Annotated in this window: 15 protein-coding genes and 1 other RNA gene; 8 read left to right on the top strand and 8 right to left on the bottom strand. The window is 60.4% G+C overall.

Annotated elements, in window-relative coordinates:
* Together E2L05_RS15155 and ffs are read right to left on the bottom strand one after the other, a co-directional pair.
* A partial coding sequence (locus tag E2L05_RS15155; RefSeq protein ID WP_243722001.1) for a DNA polymerase III subunit gamma/tau occupies positions 1 to 1,081 on the bottom strand: 1,081 nt, incomplete at its 3' end.
* A 126-nt stretch (positions 1,082 to 1,207) separates the two neighbouring features.
* An RNA gene (ffs, locus tag E2L05_RS15160) (signal recognition particle sRNA small type) lies at positions 1,208 to 1,306 on the bottom strand.
* Between the two features lie 213 nt (positions 1,307 to 1,519).
* Here ffs and E2L05_RS15165 point away from each other — a divergent pair.
* Complete coding sequence (locus E2L05_RS15165; protein ID WP_208016265.1) at positions 1,520 to 2,086, top strand: cytochrome b; 567 nt, start codon at positions 1,520 to 1,522, stop codon at positions 2,084 to 2,086.
* Positions 2,087 to 2,535: 449 nt separating this feature from the next.
* Here E2L05_RS15165 and E2L05_RS15175 read toward each other — a convergent pair whose 3' ends face one another.
* From E2L05_RS15175 to E2L05_RS15195, 5 genes are all read right to left on the bottom strand, one after another.
* Positions 2,536 to 3,240: a VPLPA-CTERM sorting domain-containing protein gene (locus E2L05_RS15175; protein WP_133343730.1), complete on the bottom strand. Its 705-nt coding sequence runs from the start codon at positions 3,238 to 3,240 to the stop codon at positions 2,536 to 2,538.
* Between the two features lie 385 nt (positions 3,241 to 3,625).
* On the bottom strand, positions 3,626 to 4,390 hold the full coding sequence (locus tag E2L05_RS15180) for an ABC transporter permease (RefSeq protein WP_133343731.1): 765 nt from the start codon (positions 4,388 to 4,390) through the stop codon (positions 3,626 to 3,628).
* The gene (locus E2L05_RS15185) at positions 4,387 to 5,199 is read right to left on the bottom strand and encodes an ABC transporter ATP-binding protein (protein WP_133343732.1); all 813 of its coding nucleotides are present in this window, start codon (positions 5,197 to 5,199) and stop codon (positions 4,387 to 4,389) included. The genes E2L05_RS15180 and E2L05_RS15185 overlap by 4 nt, the downstream gene beginning before the upstream one ends.
* Positions 5,200 to 5,315: 116 nt before the next feature.
* A complete protein-coding gene (locus tag E2L05_RS15190; protein WP_133343733.1) occupies positions 5,316 to 6,323 on the bottom strand; it encodes an ABC transporter substrate-binding protein in 1,008 nt (335 codons plus the stop codon).
* Positions 6,324 to 6,485: 162 nt separating this feature from the next.
* The gene (locus E2L05_RS15195; protein WP_133343734.1) at positions 6,486 to 8,531 is read right to left on the bottom strand and encodes a bifunctional 2',3'-cyclic-nucleotide 2'-phosphodiesterase/3'-nucleotidase; all 2,046 of its coding nucleotides are present in this window, start codon (positions 8,529 to 8,531) and stop codon (positions 6,486 to 6,488) included.
* Here E2L05_RS15195 and nudC point away from each other — a divergent pair.
* Together nudC and E2L05_RS15205 are read left to right on the top strand one after the other, a co-directional pair.
* Positions 8,530 to 9,561, top strand: a complete 1,032-nt coding sequence (nudC, locus tag E2L05_RS15200) for an NAD(+) diphosphatase (RefSeq protein WP_133343735.1) — start codon at positions 8,530 to 8,532, stop codon at positions 9,559 to 9,561. The two genes, E2L05_RS15195 and nudC, sit on opposite strands and share 2 nt — an antisense overlap.
* 4 nt (positions 9,562 to 9,565) lie before the next feature.
* Positions 9,566 to 10,006: a hypothetical protein gene (locus tag E2L05_RS15205; protein ID WP_133343736.1), complete on the top strand. Its 441-nt coding sequence runs from the start codon at positions 9,566 to 9,568 to the stop codon at positions 10,004 to 10,006.
* Here E2L05_RS15205 and E2L05_RS15210 read toward each other — a convergent pair.
* Positions 10,003 to 10,845 (bottom strand): prephenate dehydratase, encoded by an 843-nt coding sequence (locus tag E2L05_RS15210; RefSeq protein WP_133343737.1) that lies wholly within the window; start codon positions 10,843 to 10,845, stop codon positions 10,003 to 10,005. The two genes, E2L05_RS15205 and E2L05_RS15210, sit on opposite strands and share 4 nt — an antisense overlap.
* Before the next feature lie 133 nt (positions 10,846 to 10,978).
* Between E2L05_RS15210 and E2L05_RS15215 the strand changes: the two genes are divergently transcribed.
* The 5 genes from E2L05_RS15215 (at position 10,979) to E2L05_RS15235 (ending at position 17,522) form a co-directional block, all read left to right on the top strand.
* Entirely contained in the window at positions 10,979 to 11,581 is a 603-nt protein-coding gene (locus tag E2L05_RS15215; RefSeq protein ID WP_133343738.1) for a c-type cytochrome, read from the top strand.
* A 238-nt stretch (positions 11,582 to 11,819) separates the two neighbouring features.
* Positions 11,820 to 13,646 (top strand): extracellular solute-binding protein, encoded by a 1,827-nt coding sequence (locus E2L05_RS15220; protein WP_243722004.1) that lies wholly within the window; start codon positions 11,820 to 11,822, stop codon positions 13,644 to 13,646.
* Positions 13,647 to 13,649: 3 nt separating this feature from the next.
* Positions 13,650 to 14,744 (top strand): microcin C ABC transporter permease YejB, encoded by a 1,095-nt coding sequence (locus tag E2L05_RS15225; RefSeq protein ID WP_133343740.1) that lies wholly within the window; start codon positions 13,650 to 13,652, stop codon positions 14,742 to 14,744.
* Position 14,745: 1 nt separating this feature from the next.
* Positions 14,746 to 15,906 carry an ABC transporter permease gene (locus E2L05_RS15230; RefSeq protein ID WP_243722002.1) on the top strand — a complete coding sequence of 387 codons (1,161 nt, stop codon included), beginning with the start codon at positions 14,746 to 14,748 and terminating at the stop codon, positions 15,904 to 15,906.
* The gene (locus tag E2L05_RS15235) at positions 15,903 to 17,522 is read left to right on the top strand and encodes an ABC transporter ATP-binding protein (RefSeq protein WP_133343742.1); all 1,620 of its coding nucleotides are present in this window, start codon (positions 15,903 to 15,905) and stop codon (positions 17,520 to 17,522) included. Before E2L05_RS15230 ends, E2L05_RS15235 begins: the two co-directional genes overlap by 4 nt.
* Positions 17,523 to 17,551 lie beyond the last annotated feature (29 nt).

Raw genomic sequence — 17,551 nt, forward strand, 5'->3', positions numbered from 1 at the left:
CCATTTCGGCGGCCATCATCGCGTTCGGGGCGGTCCCGACTTCTTCCAGTGCTTTCAGAAGCATCTGCCACGCGCGACCAAGAACCCGCTGGGACAGTTTCTGCGCCATCGCCCCGCCCCGTTCGCGTATGTCGGGTGCTTGGGTCGGGTCGTCTGCTGCGTCGGGGGTGACCTTTGTGACCGATAGCCAATGGGCGACTTCGGCCAGATCGCGCAGCACCGACATCGGATCGGCCCCGTCTGCGTATTGCGAGGACAGTTCATTGAGCGCGCCAGCCGCATCGCCGGACATCACCATGTCGAACAGATCCAGAACCCGGCCCCGGTCGGCAAGGCCCAGCATGCTGCGCACCTGTTCGGCGGTCGTTTCGCCCTGACCGTGACTAATCGCCTGATCCAGCAGGGATGTCGCGTCTCGGGCCGACCCTTCGGCGGCACGGATCATCAGCGCCAGTGCGGCATCGTCGATCTTTGCGCCTTCTGCATCCGCGATCCGGCGCAACATGGCGAGCATGTCTTCGGGTTCGATCCGGCGCAGGTCAAACCTTTGACAACGCGACAGAACTGTTACCGGGACTTTGCGAATCTCTGTGGTGGCAAAAATGAATTTCACATGGGCGGGCGGTTCTTCCAGCGTCTTGAGAAGCGCGTTGAACGCCGATGTGGACAGCATGTGCACTTCGTCGATGATGTAGATCTTGAAGCGGCTTTCGGCGGGCGCATAGGTGACGCTGTCGATCACGTTCTGGCGAATGTTATCCACGCCAGTGTTCGACGCGGCATCCATTTCGATCACGTCCACATGGGTGCCCGCCGCGATGCGCACGCATTGTGCACAGGTGCCACATGGCTCTGTGGTGGGGCCGTCATGGCCGGTGCAGTTCATGCCCTTGGCGATGATCCGGGCGGTGGTTGTCTTGCCCGTTCCGCGAATGCCGGTCATCATGAAAGCCTGCGCTATCCTGTTGGCGGCAAAGGCATTTTTCAGGGTGCGGACCATCGCCTCCTGACCGACAAGGTCGGCGAAGGTTTCGGGCCGGTATTTCCGGGCGAGGACCTGATAGCCGGTCGTCTGCGACACGCGGGAGCACCTTTCTGAATCGTTGCTTTGCCAACCTAGGGGCAGGGGGGCACGAGGTCCAGCGCCGCAGCCCTTCGCGCGCCCAAGGGCCGGAAATTTTCGGTCGAAACATGCGCGATTGGGAAAAGGTGAGAGGCTGGACAACGACCCAAGCGAGGCTCGTTACGGCTGCTTCCTTCCGGATCTGACCGGGTTGGCGAGGTGCCTGCCCGCGCCAACCTCTCAAGGCCCAAATAGGACACCCGTGCGCCCGATGCAACCCCGTCAGGGCAGTGTTTTGGCGGATCGGTATTGCGTCGGTATCGTATCGGTATCACGTCGGTGCCTGCGCGCGCGGCATTACAGGGGGGCGCAACGCCGCCACGGGCGGTGCGGCGCTTGACTAAACTTGTCGTTGCGGCACGATTGGTCATGTCCGCCAAAGCGAAAGGATCTGCCGTGATACATTCTGAAAGATACACCTTGTTCCAACGCGTTCTTCACTGGGGCATTGCGGGGCTGGTTCTGGCCTCGTTGGCTGGTGGGGCGATGCTGTACACGTTCGGCTTCACTGGCCTGCGCGACACGTTTGGCATGGATGTGACGAACACCATTTACAAAGCGCACAAGACCCTTGGTGTGCTGATCCTTGGTCTGATGCTGGTGCGTGTGGCGGCGCGGTATGGTCTGGGCGTGCCGGCCCCGGTGCCAACGCTGACCGGGTTCGAGCGCTTTGCCTCGGCGGCGGTGCATGGGCTGCTTTACGTCGGGCTGATTGGCATGTCGGTGTTGGGATGGCTGGCCACGGGCGCGGGCGGCTTTCCGGTTGAGTTCTTCTCGGCCCGTCTGCCGGGTATTTTGGGGAAGAACGAAGGGCTGTCAGAGACGCTCTATTGGCTGCACGGGCTGGTGGCGGTCGGTCTTGTCGGCCTGATCGCCATGCACGTGGGCGCGGCGATGATGCATTGGAAAGTGAAGAAGGACGGGGTGATGGAGCGGATGATGCTGTGGGGTGGGGGGCGGTAGTTTTCAGGCTTGCTTTGGGCGCTGGCGATTTGACGGGGCGCCAGTGTGAACCTTCTTGCGCCGACCCTCCGACAGCAGCCTAGAACCCTCCCTAACACTTCTTCGGTGTGCAGCGAACGGCCGCTCATGCGAGAAGCCACAAACGTGCCGGAACCTTGCTGGTTTTGTCTTGGGGTATTGTCCAAGCTAAGCTTCTGACACGGTCGCAGCACGAGATTAGGGTCAAAAACGACGGTTTTTTCCGCCTTCTTTGGGAGCCGAAACTCGACCAGTGGCCGGAAAGCCTTGCTTAACGGTCATCCAAGTCAAGCGCGGTGGACGTACGCAAGTCATCCTATGCCCTTCACCCGGCGCCCGCTCCGCCCTTCCGGCAAACGTCTTCTCCAGCGCGACCACGATGTAATAGAGCTTGATCCCTAGCAGCGCCAAGGCGATCTGCGCGCCAAACGTCAGCGGGGCGTCTGAGTTGCTCTTGCGTGCAGTCGGGTTCGGCGCCCAAACGCGAGAAGCCCGCCAAGCCCGGCCAGCAGCATCGGCAGAGAGGCCGGCACCGGAACCGGCGCTGCCGGCGTTGTCGACAACGCCACCGCGGCGACCCCGGTGACGTATGCCGGGTCTGGGCCGACATACCTGAAATGAATCTCGCCCGACACGCTCCGGGCACCGCCGACGGAATCGAGATCGTAGCCGAAGACAAAGATATCGCGAGTCAAGAACGGGTACTTGGTGACGGAGGCCGGGGCACCGTTCGCGACGCCCAACAACGTGCCCATCGAGCCCGCCGTGCCAGACCCGAGCGACATCATGAGGTTCGAGGCGCCATACAACTGGAAGATGTAGATATCCGGGCCGCTGACGTTCACGACAGCGCCCGCCGAGAACTGGACGGCAAAGGCGTCTTCGTCTCCGAGAACGTGAGTCTCGCCTTCGTCCAGCGTAGCGGAGCTATCCAGGAAGCCGTCAATGATCGCACCTTTTCCGGGATTGCCAATGACGCCATTCGTTTCGCGCACAATGTCGGCCAGATTGCCCTGCGGGAACGAGACCGGCCCAACCGTCAGGGTCGCCGCATCGGCCGTTCCAGCGGCCCATAAGAGCGTCGCCAACACTCCCGCAGTCCTCGCAAGCACCGCTTTCAATGCGTCTTTTTTCATGGCGTTCTTTCCTCGTGGAATCTCTTGGCGATCTCAATGCCTTCGGGACCATAGCAGTAACTTCAATCAACGTTAATCTATTGAATACCCGACCTCGGGGGAAGGGGCTTTCGCAACGTCGGCCTGCGGCGCGAAACCTCTCGACCCGGATGGGCAACCCATGGTCGGCTCTGCGGTGCTGCCTGCCAACTTGAGAAGGCTTCAATCTCCCAGCCGGTCGGCAGCAGCCGCCCTCTCACCTCACCATTCGACATACCCCCGGCGCGCCGCCATGACGAAAGACGCAGACCGGGCCGGGGCGATTGAAAGCGAATGGGCCGGGCCTGTGCCGGGCGACCGGCGCAGGCGCAGGGTGTCAAGCGTACCGGCGCGCGCCTCCCCGGTTTCAGGTCGGGCTTCGTTCGGCCCACCCCGCGAAGGTCTTCTCCAGCGCTACCACGATGTAATAAAGAACGATCCCCAGCAGCGCGAGCGCGATCAGAACGGCGAACATCAGCGGATAGTCGCTGTTGATCTTGCCACTGTCGAAGAGCGCGCCGAGGCCGCGACCGTGGGGGGAGATGATCTCCATCAGGTTCGTGCCGATAAAGGCCAGCGTGACCGAGACTTTCAGCGCGCCGAAGAATTCGGGCAGGGTTTTGGGGAGTGCGATTTTCCAGAACACGGTGAGTTGTGACGCGCCGAGGCTGCGCAGGATATCGCGGTATTCGGGTTCAAGCGTGCTCAGCCCGATGGAGACGGACACGGCGATGGGGAAGAACGAGATCATGAAGGCGATGAGGATCGTGTTCAGGTCATGCTGGCCCACGAACATCAGCGCGAGGATTGGCACCACGGTCGCCTTGGGAATTGCGTTGAAGCCCACCAGCAGCGGGTAAAGCCCATCGCGGACTGTGCGCGAGAACCCCATCACCATGCCGACCGCGACACCGAAGACAATGGCAATGGCCAGTCCGGCCACGGTGCGCCATAGCGTCTGCCAGCCATATTCGAGGAACAGCCAGCGGAATTTCCAGAAGGCGGGCCACAGGTCCGACGGGGCGGCCATTTTATAGGTTGGCCATCCGTTGACCCAGACCAGCCATTCCCACCCCAGCAGGAAAAGGATGATCGCAGTGATCGGTGCCGCGAGTTTGCGAAGCGTGTTCATGCGGTGGCCTTTGCGTCGTCTGCCGGGGCGCGGCCCTGGGCAACTTGAATCTGGTGGCGCAGAATCGCCAGCATGTCGGTGGCGGGCTGGGAATACAGGTCTTCCAGCGTGCGGTTGGTTGGCAGTGTGTTGGGCAAGACGAATTGCGACGTGGCGGGGCGGCCGGACAGGACCACGACGTTATCGGCGAGGAACACGCTTTCGCGCAGGTCATGGGTGATCAGCACGGCGGTGAACTTTTCCTCAAGGCGAAGGCGCGCCATGGTTTGCCACAGGTCTTCGCGGGTGAAGGCGTCAAGCGCGCCGAACGGTTCATCGAGGATCAGCACTTCGGGCCGGTGGACAATCGCCCGGCAGAGCGATGCGCGCTGGCGCATGCCGCCGGAGAGTTCCGACGGGCGCTTGTCTTCGAAGCCTTCCAGCCCGACGAGGGACAGCAGTTCGCGAGCGCGGTCTTCCTGTGCGGTGCGTGACATGCGTTTGCCAACAATTTCCAGTGGAAGCATGACGTTGCGCAGGATCGTGCGCCATTCCAGCAGAACCGGGTTCTGGAAGGCCATGCCAACGGTCGGGCGCGGGGAGGTGACCATTTTTCCGCCAAGCCACACTTGCCCTTCGTCAGGGCGCATCAGGCCTGCGATCAGCCTTGTGAGAGTGGACTTGCCGCACCCCGATGGGCCGACAACAGCCGTGAAACTGCCCTCTTCCATCTTGATCGAAAGGTGGTCGAGGACCGGCAGGGGGCCCGCCTCGGTTTGGTAGGCGTGGGTGATGTCGCGCAGTTCGATATGCGCTGGCTTATAGGTCATAGGGCCCCGAAACAGTGTAGGAGATGTGTAGGACTCCCGTCGGAGTCCTGTAGGCGGTGTGCCGCGGCGCCATGGGACGGCACGGTGTGCCGCCCCAAAGCAGGATCAGTGCAGCCTTAGTCGAGCGCGATACCGCCCTCTGGCAGGTAGGCATCTGTGAAGTAGAGTGCCGCATCGGGTTCAGACTGGAATTCGTAGGTTTCCTTGATCTGCTCCAGCGCACTTGCGAAACGGTCGGCCTCGATGGTGCCCATGCCATTTTCCATGACGTACGGTGTCATCACGTTTGCCTCGAGCGCGAGTTGCAGGCGGCGTGTTTCAAGATCCGCATCGCCGGCAGGGTTGCGTTCAATCAATTGTGCGACAGCTGCCGCCGGATCCGCGATTGCATCTTTCCAGCCAAGGCCAACAGCGGCCACAAAGCCTTTGACGGCATCGGGGTTTTCTGCGGCGAAGTCCGTGTTGACGATGATGGCGTTGCCATAAAGGTCGAGACCGTAATCGGCCATCAGGATGGTCGAAATGTCATCTTCTGGCACGCCGAGGCGCACAAGGTTCAGGTAACTGGAGAAGTTGAAACCCGTCACGGCATCGACCTTGCCTTCGGCCAGCATTGGCTCACGCGTGGGGAAGCCGACAGGCTCCACGGTGATCTTGCTCATGTCCAGATCGTTGGCCGCAGCGAAGGGGGCAAACTGCGCCCATGCGCCATCGGGCGGCGGTGCGCCAAGGATCTTGCCTTCGAGGTCTTTGGGCGCTTCGATGCCAAGGCTCTTGCGGCCGACAACGGCGAAGGGCGGTTTGTCATATGTCATCATCACCGCGATGACTGGCGCGCCCGGGTTCTGATCGAGGAATTTCACAAGGCTGTTGATATCCGCAAACCCGACCGGATAAGCGCCGGTTGCGACCTTTGGAATGGCGTCAAGCGAGCCTGACCCGGCAGTGACTGTCACCTCAAGCCCGGCATCGGCAAAGTGGCCATTGTCGAGCGCGGCAAAATAGGGGGCTGCTGGGCCTTCGAATTTCCAGTCGAGGGCGAAATCCATCTTGGTCTGGGCGGAGGCCGAACCGGCCGCAGTTGCGGCGGCGATGGCCAAGGTGCACAGGGCACGCTGGAACATAATGTTGGTCCTTTTGGTTTTGGGCGTCAGATCAAAACAGACCCTAACTATGCGCATGATGGGCGAAATGCCTAAGCGCAGTGCGCTTTGCTTAAAACGGCAGCGAACATGTGAGCCGACTAAGATTTGCGCATGTTGTGCAAAATCCGGGCAGCTAGCTGCTTAAATTTGAAGTCGGAACAAGGAATACCCTTCGGAATCATATCCTATTTGGGTCAGCGTTCTGTCCGGGTCGCCGTGGCTGTCCGCCGTGGCGCTGGGCGCGCTTTGAACGAGTAGGGTTGCGCCCAAGGGTTCAAAATACCACGGGGCCGGAGTGTTTATGTCGATTTTTGCAAGACGCAAGACAAAGTCCGTCAACACGTCAATCAGGGGTGCCCGCGAATGCAGCCGCGGTGTGGTGGCGGGAATCATCGCAAACCCGCCGCCGCCGCTTGCGCGATAGCTGTTTGTGGCAACTGCGAAGCGATCATTCGGGCCAACGGTGCGCCCGTTATACGTGATTGAGGTGATCCGCCCCGGCGCGCGGCCATCCGTGACGGCGCGCCCGGTTTTCGGGTCATGGCGCCTGGCCTGAGACAGATCGATGCCGTACCGCACGCCGTGAATTTCGTCGTATGTATAGGCCGGAGCAAACGGGCTTAACAGCGCGGCATCCCGCGCACCCGGAGCGATATCGCCATAGACGGAGGCGGCCCTTTCGAGCCAAGCGCGCAGGTCTGCCCCTGTCAGCGCCAGCACGCAAAGTTGATTGGGGAAGGGTGACAATTCTACCATGTGGCGCTGCCGCAAGGGGCCGGGGGGAATGTCGATAAACCCATCCGGGCCCATCGGGCCGCCGTGTTTGAAGGGTGCAACGGCGCTGAGCAATGGCAGGTCGGCCAAGGGCGTGTCGGCAATCAGGGCCGTTGCGGCCGCATGTTGCGCTTGCGCCATCAGATCCAGTGCAGGCGACCGGCCTGTCATGGCAAAAGCCGTGTGCAAGCGGGTTCGGGTATGGGCGACCACCTGTGAAAGTTGCGCCCGTGTGGCGGTATGGGCTGTCTCGGTCAGGGCAAGGATTGCCGGGTCTGGGGACGTGCCACTTGAGGGACGCAATTCTGCCCCGCCCGACTGTGGCCGCCACTTGCCCCCGACGCAGGCGAGGTCCAGATCAAGCACCGCGAGATCCGACCCAAAGGCCCCGGCCATTGCGGCAGGTTTGCCTTCGATGTGCCCCGCCTTGGCATCCACGCCGGGGGTGCCTTCAAAGTCTGGTCCGGGCAGGCGGCGATGGCTGTGCCCGGTCAAAATTACGTCGATCCCGTCGATCTGTGCGATGGCATGACTTGTGTCTTCGCTCATATCGGCGGCATCTGGAACACCGAGCCCGCTATGGCTGATTGCCACCACAATGTCACATCCCGCCTGTTGCAGACAGGGCAGGTGGGCGCGCACGGCTTTGACGCTGTCGCGGGCCGAGACTGCCCCGCGCAGAACGGCGGCATCCCAGATCGCTGTTTGCGGCGGGGCCGTGCCGATCACGCCAATGCGCAGCGTGTGGTCTTGGCCGTTGGTGTCGGTCATCTGCCGTTCAAGTATGCACCAGGGCGGCACGATGGGCGTGTCGTCGGCGGGGTGATCACCGAGTTGAGCGACGAGATTTGCGCTGACAATGGGAAACGAGGCGCTTTCCATCGCTTTGGCAAGTGTCTCAAGGCCATAGTTGAAATCATGATTGCCCAGCGTCGCGGCATCATAGCCGATGTGGTTCATCGACAAGATCATTGGGTGGTCTTGACCGGAAGCAGCCGGAGAGACGGCCCAGTCCGCCAAAGCAGTTCCTTGCAGAATGTCGCCACAATCAAGCAGCACGCTATTGGCTGTTTCGCTGCGCGCGGCTGCGATCATTTTTGCCAAGGCCGCGATGCCACGGCCCGGCGCAAGTCGGTCGGTTTGATAATCGTAGGGCCAGATGTGACCATGCAGATCCGTTGTGCACAAAATTCTGAGATGCATCCGTGCCGTCGGATTTTTGGATGCGTTACGCACGTTCTCAGGCCCTTCTTTTTGCTCTTTCATGCAGTGATCGGCGAAAATCCGCCGACTGGCAACCGAAGGTTGTAACGGGCCTGTGGATTGGTCACGTGTGTTGCGGCGGCGCACAAGCGGAGCGTTGGGGCGAGAGTTTGCATCACAGGCACGGCTGTGCAATTTGGCGTACATCATGACATCAAACACTTCTCTTCGTTCTTCGGCCCTTGGTTTGTCAGCCGGTCTGACCTTCGGGGGGTCTGGCTTGAACCGCCATGCTGCGTTACGCGGTGACGATGCTGGCCTTGCAAAAGCACTGGTCGATCCATCAGCGCGGGTATTGCCGTTGTGGCGCGACAAGCCGCTTGTGAGCGGAGCAGAGCAGGTTGATGGTTTGGGCTGGTTGCCGATGCACCACCCCGGCCTCGACGCAGGGCTTCCGCCCATTTTTCTGGGTCTCGAAGACGATGGCGCCCCGCGGTTTGCGGTTGATTTGTCGGCGTGGCAGCCGCCTGTGCCGCCCGATGGCCCGCTGGACGGGTTTTTGGACCAATCCGAGCAGGTGCACCCTGACTTTCCAGTTGGCACGCGCTTTGCCGAATTGCGCGCGTGCATGACCCGGTTGCCCGCGCGGGATGCCGAACTGGCTGCGACGGCGCGCGCGCTGACAAGCTGGCACGCGCGTCACGGCTTTTGTGCAAAGTGCGGCGTCGCGACAGTGCCAGCGCAAGCCGGATGGCAGCGCAATTGCCCCGCCTGCGAGGCACACCATTTCCCACGCACCGATCCGGTTGTGATCATGCTGATCACCAGTGGCAATTCCGTTTTGGTGGGTCGCTCGCCGGGTTGGCCTGAAGGGATGTATTCACTGCTTGCCGGTTTCGTGGAGCCGGGGGAAACGCTTGAGGCGGCGGTGCGCCGCGAGGTTTTTGAAGAGGCGGGGATTCCCGTGGGCCGGGTTGATTACGTTGTAAGCCAGCCTTGGCCGTTTCCGGCCAGCCTGATGATGGCGTGTCGAGGGGAGGCGTTGAGCCGGGACATTACCGTTGATCCGGTCGAAATCGAAGATGCGCGTTGGGTCAGCCGCGAAGATCTGCTCGCTGCCCATCAGGGCACTCATCCCGACATGACAGCGGCGCGGCCGGGGGCCGTCGCCCGCTTTGTTCTTGAGTTGTGGCTGGCCGATGAGCTGAGCGGTGAGCCGGGCAAGGGCGCGTGGGCCTGACCGCATGAAGATGCACTTTACACAGCCCGTCGACGCACCGCCCGCACAAGTGTTTACCAGACTGGATAACATCGAAGGCCTGGTCGCGGAACTGGCCGATGATCGCATGTCACTGACGCCGCTCGAACCGGGCCAATGGGCCGTTGTGTTGCACCTGAAGGACCACGCCCGAAACGGCACGCTGCACCTTGCAGCGCGCGAGGTCGGCACGCCCTATTGCCTGACGGGGCATGTGGACGGGCTGGAACTGACCGCGGTTGTGAGTGTCTTGAGCGACGACGATGCGGGGCCAAGCGCGATGGATGTGAGCCTTGCACTGGCCGCGCATACCTTGCGGTCAAGAGTGATGCTGGCGGGCCTGACCGTGACGCAAGGACATTTGCACACGCGCCTCGCCTCGCGCCTCGCGGCATTTGCGAAACGGATCGAAGAGCGCGGCGATTAAGTGTTGCGGTGGCGTTCCGGGTGCGCGGGGTAGGTGCCGAGAATTTCCAGCATAGATGTGAAATATTCCAGTTCCTCAAGTGCACGGGCCACAGCCGGGTCTGACGGATGCCCTTCGATATCGGCGAAAAACTGCGTCGCGGTGAAGGATCCACCAACCATATAGCTTTCAAGCTTGGTCATGTTCACGCCATTGGTCGCAAAGCCGCCCATGGCTTTGTAAAGCGCGGCGGGAATGTTGCGCACGCGGAAGACGAAGCTTGTCATCATGCCATCATTGCCGCGCGGAGTCGGATCCGGCGTCTGGGACATGATCAAGAATCGGGTCGTGTTGTTGCTTTGGTCTTCGATATGGCGCGCGAGCACATCCAGATCATAGATATCTCCCGCCAATTCGGAGGCCAGCGCCGCGCGCGCAGGCACACCGGCCTCGGCAACCAGATGTGCCGATCCTGCCGTGTCGGCCCCCGTGATGGGCTGGATCCCGTGCTCGCGCAGAAATCCGCGACATTGGCCCAGAAGAACGGTGTGCGACATCGCTTCGCGTATATCGGCCAGCTTGGTGCCGCGCACCGCCAGCAAATTTATGTGAACGCGGACAAAAGCTTCGTCGATGATGTGCAGACCGCTGTGCGGCAGCAACCTGTGAATATCTGCGACCCGGCCATAGGTGGTATTCTCGACCGGTAACATGGCCAGATCTGCGGTTCCATCGCGCACGGCTTCGATCACGTCTTCGAAAGTTCGGCAGGGCAGGGGCGTATGATCTGGGCGTGCCTTGACGCAAGCTTCGTGCGAATATGCGCCCTCTTCGCCCTGAAATGCGATGCTCTTGGCCATGTTTCGGGGTATCCTGCTGGTCGCGTCGGCGGCATTTTGCCCACGCAGTGGTCGTTTGGTCGCGGGATTATACCTTGAAGCCGGTAATGGGAACCCGCTAGATGACCTCAACTTCGGAACAAGAGGCTGCGTAATGCTTGACACGATGACACTGACAAAGGTTGTGGGCGCGTTCTGTGGTGCGCTGCTGGTATATTTGATGGGCGGTTGGCTGGGCGAAACGCTTTTCCACGTCGGTCATGGTGGCCACGGCGAGCACGAACAAGCCTATTCCATTCCCGTAGGCGGCGATGATGCCGGCGGCGAAGAGGAAGCCCCTGTTGATTTCCTGACGCTGGTCAGCGCAGCAGACGCTGGGTCGGGGGAACGCATCTTCCGCCAGTGCGGCGCATGCCACAAGATCAATGAGCCCGCCAACGGTGTCGGCCCGCATCTGGACGGCGTGATGGGCCGCGAAATCGCGTCTATCGGTGATTTCGGGTATTCCGGGGCGTTGCCAGCGGGCGAGGTATGGACGATCGAGAACATGAACGCATGGATCGCGAACCCGTCGCAATTCGCTTCGGGCACGACAATGTCGTATCGCGGCCTTGCTGACGATGAAGACCGTGCAAATCTGGTTGCGTACCTGATCTCGAAGTCGCCTGACTTTGTCATGCCGGAGCCAGCCGCTGCGGAAGAAGCTGCACCCGCAGAGGACGCCGCGCCAGCCGAGGACGCCGCACCTGCGGAATAATCGGGTCTGGGCCCTAGTTTCGAAAGCCGTCCGTTCGCGGGCGGCTTTCTTCGTTTCAGGGGGCTCTTTGCCGGTAACGCTTTCGCAATCGCGCCTTGAATGTGTGGCGCTTTGGATCATAGCTTATGTCTCGCCACTTAATGTGTTCCAGCCGGAGGACCCGATGACGCGCCACACCGAAGATGCCGCCACCGCCGCCCGCCCTGTCCGCCAACTGACCCCGGTTCTTGCGGCTGCGATGGTCGTCGGGGGCCTTTTCGCCGCTCCGGCGTATGCCACTGGCGAGATGATCACGGCACATGGAATTTCGACATTCGGTGCATTGAAATACCCGGCGAACTTCACGCAGCTTGAGTACGTCAACCCGGACGCGCCAAAGGGCGGCGAGATGTCGGTTTGGGCTTTCGGGTCCTTCGACAGTATGAACCCTTATACGACCAAAGGGCGCGCGGCGGGCCTTGCGTCGATTTTCTTTGAAACCATGCTGACCGGCACATCGGACGAAATCGGCACTGCCTATTGCCTGCTGTGCGAGACGATGACCTATCCCGAAGACCGCAGCGAGGTTGTGTTCACTCTGCGTGACGGGATCACCTTTTCGGACGGTCGCCCGTTGACGGCAGAAGATGTCGTGTTCTCATATGAGTTGCTGCGCGAAAAGGGCTTGCCGAGTTTCCGGGCGCAACTGTCCCTGAAAGTGGAAAGCGCCGAAGCGGTGGATGAGCGCACCGTGCGCTATGTCTTCAGCGAGGGAATACCGACGCGCGACTTGATTCAGGATGTCGGCGGATTGCCTGTCTTTTCCAAGGCGTTTTACAACGAGAATGACCGGGATTTCGAGCAAAGCTCGCTTGAGCCGCTTTTGGGGTCCGGGCCGTATGTTCTGGGCCGCATGGATGTGGGTCAGACGGTCGTTTACGATCGCGATCCTGATTACTGGGGCGCCGATCTGCCGATTAATGTCGGGCGGTACAATTTCGACAAGCTGCGCATTGAATATTACGCCGATTACAACGCGGCGTTTGAGGGGTTCAAAGGCGGTAGCTATACCTTCCGCAACGAGGCAAGCTCTAAGATCTGGGCCACCGGGTATGATTTCCCTTCGCTGGATGCGGGGCATGTGATCAAGGCGGAATTGCCCAATGGCGCGAAGGCGACGGGACAGGCTTGGGTGTTCAACCTGCGCCGTCCCCAGTTTCAAGACCCGCGCGTGCGCGAGGCCATTGGGATGATGTTCAATTTCGAATGGTCGAACGAGACGCTGTTTTATGGCATTTATGACCGTGTCGACAGCTTTTGGGACAACTCGTATCTTGAACCCGAGGGGGCGCCGAGCGAGGGGGAGATTGCCATTCTCAAACCGCTTGTGGACGAGGGGTTGATTGACGCAAGCCTGCTTACGGACCCGCCCTTCAGCCTTCCGGCCAGCGGACAGCGCCAGTTGGATCGTGGCAACCTTCGGTCCGCGTCAGCCTTGCTTGATGAGGCAGGTTGGGCCGTAGGCGATGACGGGATGCGCCGAAAGGATGGCCAGCTTTTGACGGTGGAATTCCTGAACGACAGCCAGACTTTTGACCGGGTGATCAACCCGTATGTTGAGAACCTCAAGCGGCTTGGCATCGACGCGCGGCATGTTCGGGTGGATAACGCACAGGCCGAAGCGCGCGAACGCCCACCGGCCTATGACTTTGATATGGTGACAAGTTTTGCCTCCACGAGCTATATTCCGGGGACAGAATTGCGTCAGTATTTCGGGTCGGAAACGGCCGATGTGGATGTGTTCAACAAGATGGGTCTGCGCGATCCGGCCGTGGATCGCCTGATCGATGTCGTTCTGGCAGCCAAGACGGAAGACGAGTTGAACACCGCGATCATGGCGTTGGACCGGGTGCTCAGGTCGCTCAAGTTCTGGGTGCCGCAATGGAACAAGAACACCCATACCGTGGCGTTCTATGACATGTACGGCTATCCCGCCGAGCTTCCGCCCTATGCACTGGGCAATCTTGATTTCTGGTGGTGGGATGCCGACAAGGCTGCCGCACTTGAAGCTGCCGGAGCGCTATAAGGAATGGGCGCCTATATCTTCCGACGACTAGCGCTGATCATTCCGACGCTGATCGGGATCATGCTGATCAACTTCGCCATGATCCAGTTCGTGCCCGGCGGTCCGATTGAACAGATCATCGCGCAGATGGACGGGCAGGGTGATGTGTTCGAAACCGTCGGTGGCGGTGCAGATGCAGGCATGGGCGGCGGCGGTGGCGGCAGCGAAGGCAATGACCGTTACACCGGCGCACGCGGGCTGCCCCCCGAATTCATCGCAGAGCTTGAGGCGCAGTTCGGGTTCGATAAACCCGCATGGCAACGATTTCTGACGATGCTGTGGGACTATGCGCGGTTCGATTTTGGTGAAAGTTATTTCCGGTCGATTTCCGTTGTGGATCTGGTGATCGAAAAGCTGCCCGTGTCGATCAGCCTTGGCCTGTGGTCCACGTTGATTGCGTATCTCGTGTCCATCCCGCTGGGAATTCGCAAGGCGGTGCGCGACGGATCGCGGTTTGACACATGGACCAGCGGTTTGATCATTGTCGGCTATGCGATTCCGGGCTTTTTGTTCGGTATCCTTTTGTTGGTGCTGTTTGCGGGCGGGTCTTACTTTCAGATTTTTCCGCTGCGCGGCCTGTCATCTGACAATTGGGAAGAACTGAGCGCGGTTGGCAAGGTGTTGGATTACTTCTGGCACATTGCGTTGCCGGTTGCGGCATCGACCATTTCGGCCTTTGCCACCCTGACATTGTTGACCAAGAACAGTTTTCTGGACGAGATCAAAAAGCAATACGTGATGACGGCCAAGGCCAAGGGCCTGACAGAAAGCCGCGTGCTTTACGGGCATGTCTTTCGCAATGCGATGCTGATCGTGATCGCGGGCTTTCCAGCCGTTTTTGTGAGCGTGTTCTTTGGCGGTTCACTGATCATCGAAACGATCTTTTCGCTGGACGGTCTGGGGCGGCTCGGGTTCGAGGCGGCGGTAAGTCGCGATTATCCGGTCATTTTCGGAACGCTTTACGTCTTTGGTCTGATCGGCCTGTTGATGGGGCTGGTGTCGGACCTGATGTATGTGTGGATCGATCCGCGCATTGATTTCGAGACGCGGGAGACCTGAGTTGTCTGTTCTTGACCATCCCAAAGACGGCATTGCCCAACCGCCGCGGCGGTCCCGGCTGTCCCCCCTGAACCAACGGCGTTGGCGGAATTTTCGTGCGAACGGTCGTGCCTTTTGGTCCCTGATCGTGTTTTCCGTGCTGTTCGGTTTGTCCCTGTTTGCCGAGGTGATCGCGAACGACAAACCGATCCTTGTGCAATACCAAGGAGAGTATTTTACCCCGATCCTGAACTTTTATCCCGAAACGGCCTTTGGTGGCGATTTCTCGACAGAGGCGATTTACCGTGACGTCGAAGTGCGCTGCCTGATCATTTCGGGCGGACTTGAGGAGTGCTGGGACGATCCCGACGAGGTTATCGCACAGGTTCAGGAGACAGGCGCGTTTGACGGCACGGATGTGAACCGTGGCTGGCTGATCTGGCCGCCGATCCCCTATAGCTATGACACGATCAACGATATTGACGGAACGGCCCCATCTGCGCCGGATGGCGCGCACCTGCTGGGAACTGACGACACGGCGCGGGACGTGCTGGCGCGGGTAATCTACGGGTTCCGGCTGTCGGTTCTGTTTGCCTTGGTGGTCACGGCACTCACATCGATAATTGGCGTAACGGCAGGGGCTGTGCAGGGCTATTTCGGTGGCTGGGTCGATCTGATCTTTCAGCGGGTGATCGAGCTTTGGGGTGCGACACCGAGCCTTTATATCATCATCATCGTCGCGGCGATTTTCCAGATGAATTTCTGGCTTTTGGTGTTCCTGATGACGCTATTCGGCTGGACAGCGCTTGTCGGTGTGGTGCGGGCGGAATTTCTGCGTGCGCGCAACTTCGAATATGTTCGGGCCGCGCGGGCTTTGGGGGTCAGTAACGGCACCATCATGTTCCGCCACGTGCTGCCCAACGCGATGGTTGCGACGCTCACCATGTTGCCCTTTGTCATCACCGGGACGCTGGGCAGCTTGGCGGCGCTGGATTTTCTCGGCTTCGGTCTGCCGTCATCGGCCCCCAGTTTGGGTGAGTTGACCTTGCAAGCAAAACAGAACCTGCAAGCGCCGTGGCTTGGCTTTACCGCGTTTTTCACCTTTGCGATCATGCTGTCGCTGCTTGTGTTCATTTTCGAGGGCGTTCGGGACGCATTCGATCCGCGAAAGACGTTCCAATGACGAAGCAGGTTTTGACGGTCGATAACCTGAACGTGCGGTTCGCGCAGGATGGAAAGACAGTGCACGCCGTGCGCGGGGTCAGCTTTACCGTTGGGGCGGGCGAAACCGTCGCTTTGGTTGGCGAGTCCGGGTCTGGCAAATCGGTCACGGCGCTAAGCACCGTGTCCTTGCTGCCTGACAGCGCGCAGGTCAGCGGGTCAGTGAAATTCGGCGACAGCGAAATGGTGGATGCACCTGAGCCACGGCTGCGATCCATTCGGGGCAACGATATCAGCTTTATTTTCCAAGAGCCGATGACAAGCCTGAACCCGCTGCACACGCTGGAAAAGCAGATCGGTGAAAGCCTTGCGCTTCATCAGGGTCTGACCGGAGATGCGGCGCGGGCGAGGATCATCGATCTGCTGGAAAAGGTCGGCATCCGCGAGGCTGAATCGCGGCTTGGGGCTTATCCGCACCAGTTGTCGGGCGGGCAACGTCAGCGCGTGATGATCGCCATGGCACTGGCCAATGGGCCGGAATTGCTTGTGGCTGACGAGCCTACCACCGCGCTGGATGTGACCATTCAGGCGCAGATCCTGGATTTGCTGGGCCGGCTCAAGGATGAAGAGGGCATGAGCCTTTTGTTCATCACTCATGACCTTGGCATCGTGCGCCGCTTTGCTGACCGTGTCTGTGTGATGAAAGACGGTGAAATTGTGGAACAAGGCGCGACGGATGAGGTGTTTGCCAACCCGCAGCACGCCTATACCCGTATGTTGCTGGAGGCCGAGCCAACCGGTCGGCCCGAAGCGGTGCCGGACGCGTCCGAAGAGGTGATTCACTGCGAAGATTTGCGGGTGTGGTTCCCGATCACGCGCGGCATCATGCGCCGCACGGTGGGGCACGTGAAAGCGGTCAACGCCGCGTCGCTGTCGGTCAGGTCAGGCGAGACGCTGGGCATTGTGGGCGAGTCGGGGTCGGGCAAGACAACACTTGCGCTGGCGCTGATGCGGCTGGTGGGATCGCAAGGCCCGATCGTGTTTCAGGGGCGCGATATTCAGGGGGTGAAATCCGGGGCGTTACGCCCTGTGCGCCAGCACATGCAGATCGTGTTCCAGGATCCGTTTGGGTCGCTGAGCCCGCGCATGACCATTGGGCAGATCATTGCCGAAGGTCTGGGCGTTCACGGCGTGCCGGATGGGCAGGACCCGAAACGCGTGGTGGCCGATATTCTGAGCGAAGTCGGGCTGGACCCGGCCATGTCGGCCCGTTACCCGCACGAATTCTCTGGTGGCCAGCGTCAGCGTATCGCGATTGCCCGCGCCATGGTTTTGCGGCCCCGGTTGGTGGTGCTGGATGAACCGACCTCAGCGTTGGACATGACCGTGCAGGTGCAGATCGTCGATTTGCTGCGTAGTCTGCAACGCAAATACGGGTTGGCCTATCTCTTTATCAGTCATGATTTGAGGGTCGTGCGGGCGATGGCCCATAAGGTCATCGTAATGAAACAAGGCGATATCGTTGAGGCGGGGACAGGGGCCGAGATATTCGAGGCGCCCAAGACGGAATACACCCGCGCGCTGTTGGCAGCGGCTTTGAACATTGTGCCGCAAGATCCGATTCAATCGGCCAGCTGATCGAGTGCCTTGCGGCGGTGACCCAAACC

It is taken from the genome of Meridianimarinicoccus aquatilis (assembly GCF_004358675.1).
Lineage (GTDB): Bacteria > Pseudomonadota > Alphaproteobacteria > Rhodobacterales > Rhodobacteraceae > Meridianimarinicoccus > Meridianimarinicoccus aquatilis.

Coding starts and splice junctions, on each gene's coding strand:
- E2L05_RS15190 (WP_133343733.1), bottom strand. CDS start 6,323: ATGTTCCAGCGTGCCCTGTGCACCTTGGCCATCGCCGCCGCAACTGCG.
- E2L05_RS15195 (WP_133343734.1), bottom strand. CDS start 8,531: ATGATGTACGCCAAATTGCACAGCCGTGCCTGTGATGCAAACTCTCGC.
- E2L05_RS15205 (WP_133343736.1), top strand. CDS start 9,566: ATGAAGATGCACTTTACACAGCCCGTCGACGCACCGCCCGCACAAGTG.
- E2L05_RS15225 (WP_133343740.1), top strand. CDS start 13,650: ATGGGCGCCTATATCTTCCGACGACTAGCGCTGATCATTCCGACGCTG.
- E2L05_RS15185 (WP_133343732.1), bottom strand. CDS start 5,199: ATGACCTATAAGCCAGCGCATATCGAACTGCGCGACATCACCCACGCC.
- E2L05_RS15180 (WP_133343731.1), bottom strand. CDS start 4,390: ATGAACACGCTTCGCAAACTCGCGGCACCGATCACTGCGATCATCCTT.
- E2L05_RS15215 (WP_133343738.1), top strand. CDS start 10,979: ATGCTTGACACGATGACACTGACAAAGGTTGTGGGCGCGTTCTGTGGT.
- E2L05_RS15210 (WP_133343737.1), bottom strand. CDS start 10,845: ATGGCCAAGAGCATCGCATTTCAGGGCGAAGAGGGCGCATATTCGCAC.
- nudC (WP_133343735.1), top strand. CDS start 8,530: ATGACATCAAACACTTCTCTTCGTTCTTCGGCCCTTGGTTTGTCAGCC.
- E2L05_RS15220 (WP_243722004.1), top strand. CDS start 11,820: ATGGTCGTCGGGGGCCTTTTCGCCGCTCCGGCGTATGCCACTGGCGAG.
- E2L05_RS15235 (WP_133343742.1), top strand. CDS start 15,903: ATGACGAAGCAGGTTTTGACGGTCGATAACCTGAACGTGCGGTTCGCG.
- E2L05_RS15175 (WP_133343730.1), bottom strand. CDS start 3,240: ATGAAAAAAGACGCATTGAAAGCGGTGCTTGCGAGGACTGCGGGAGTG.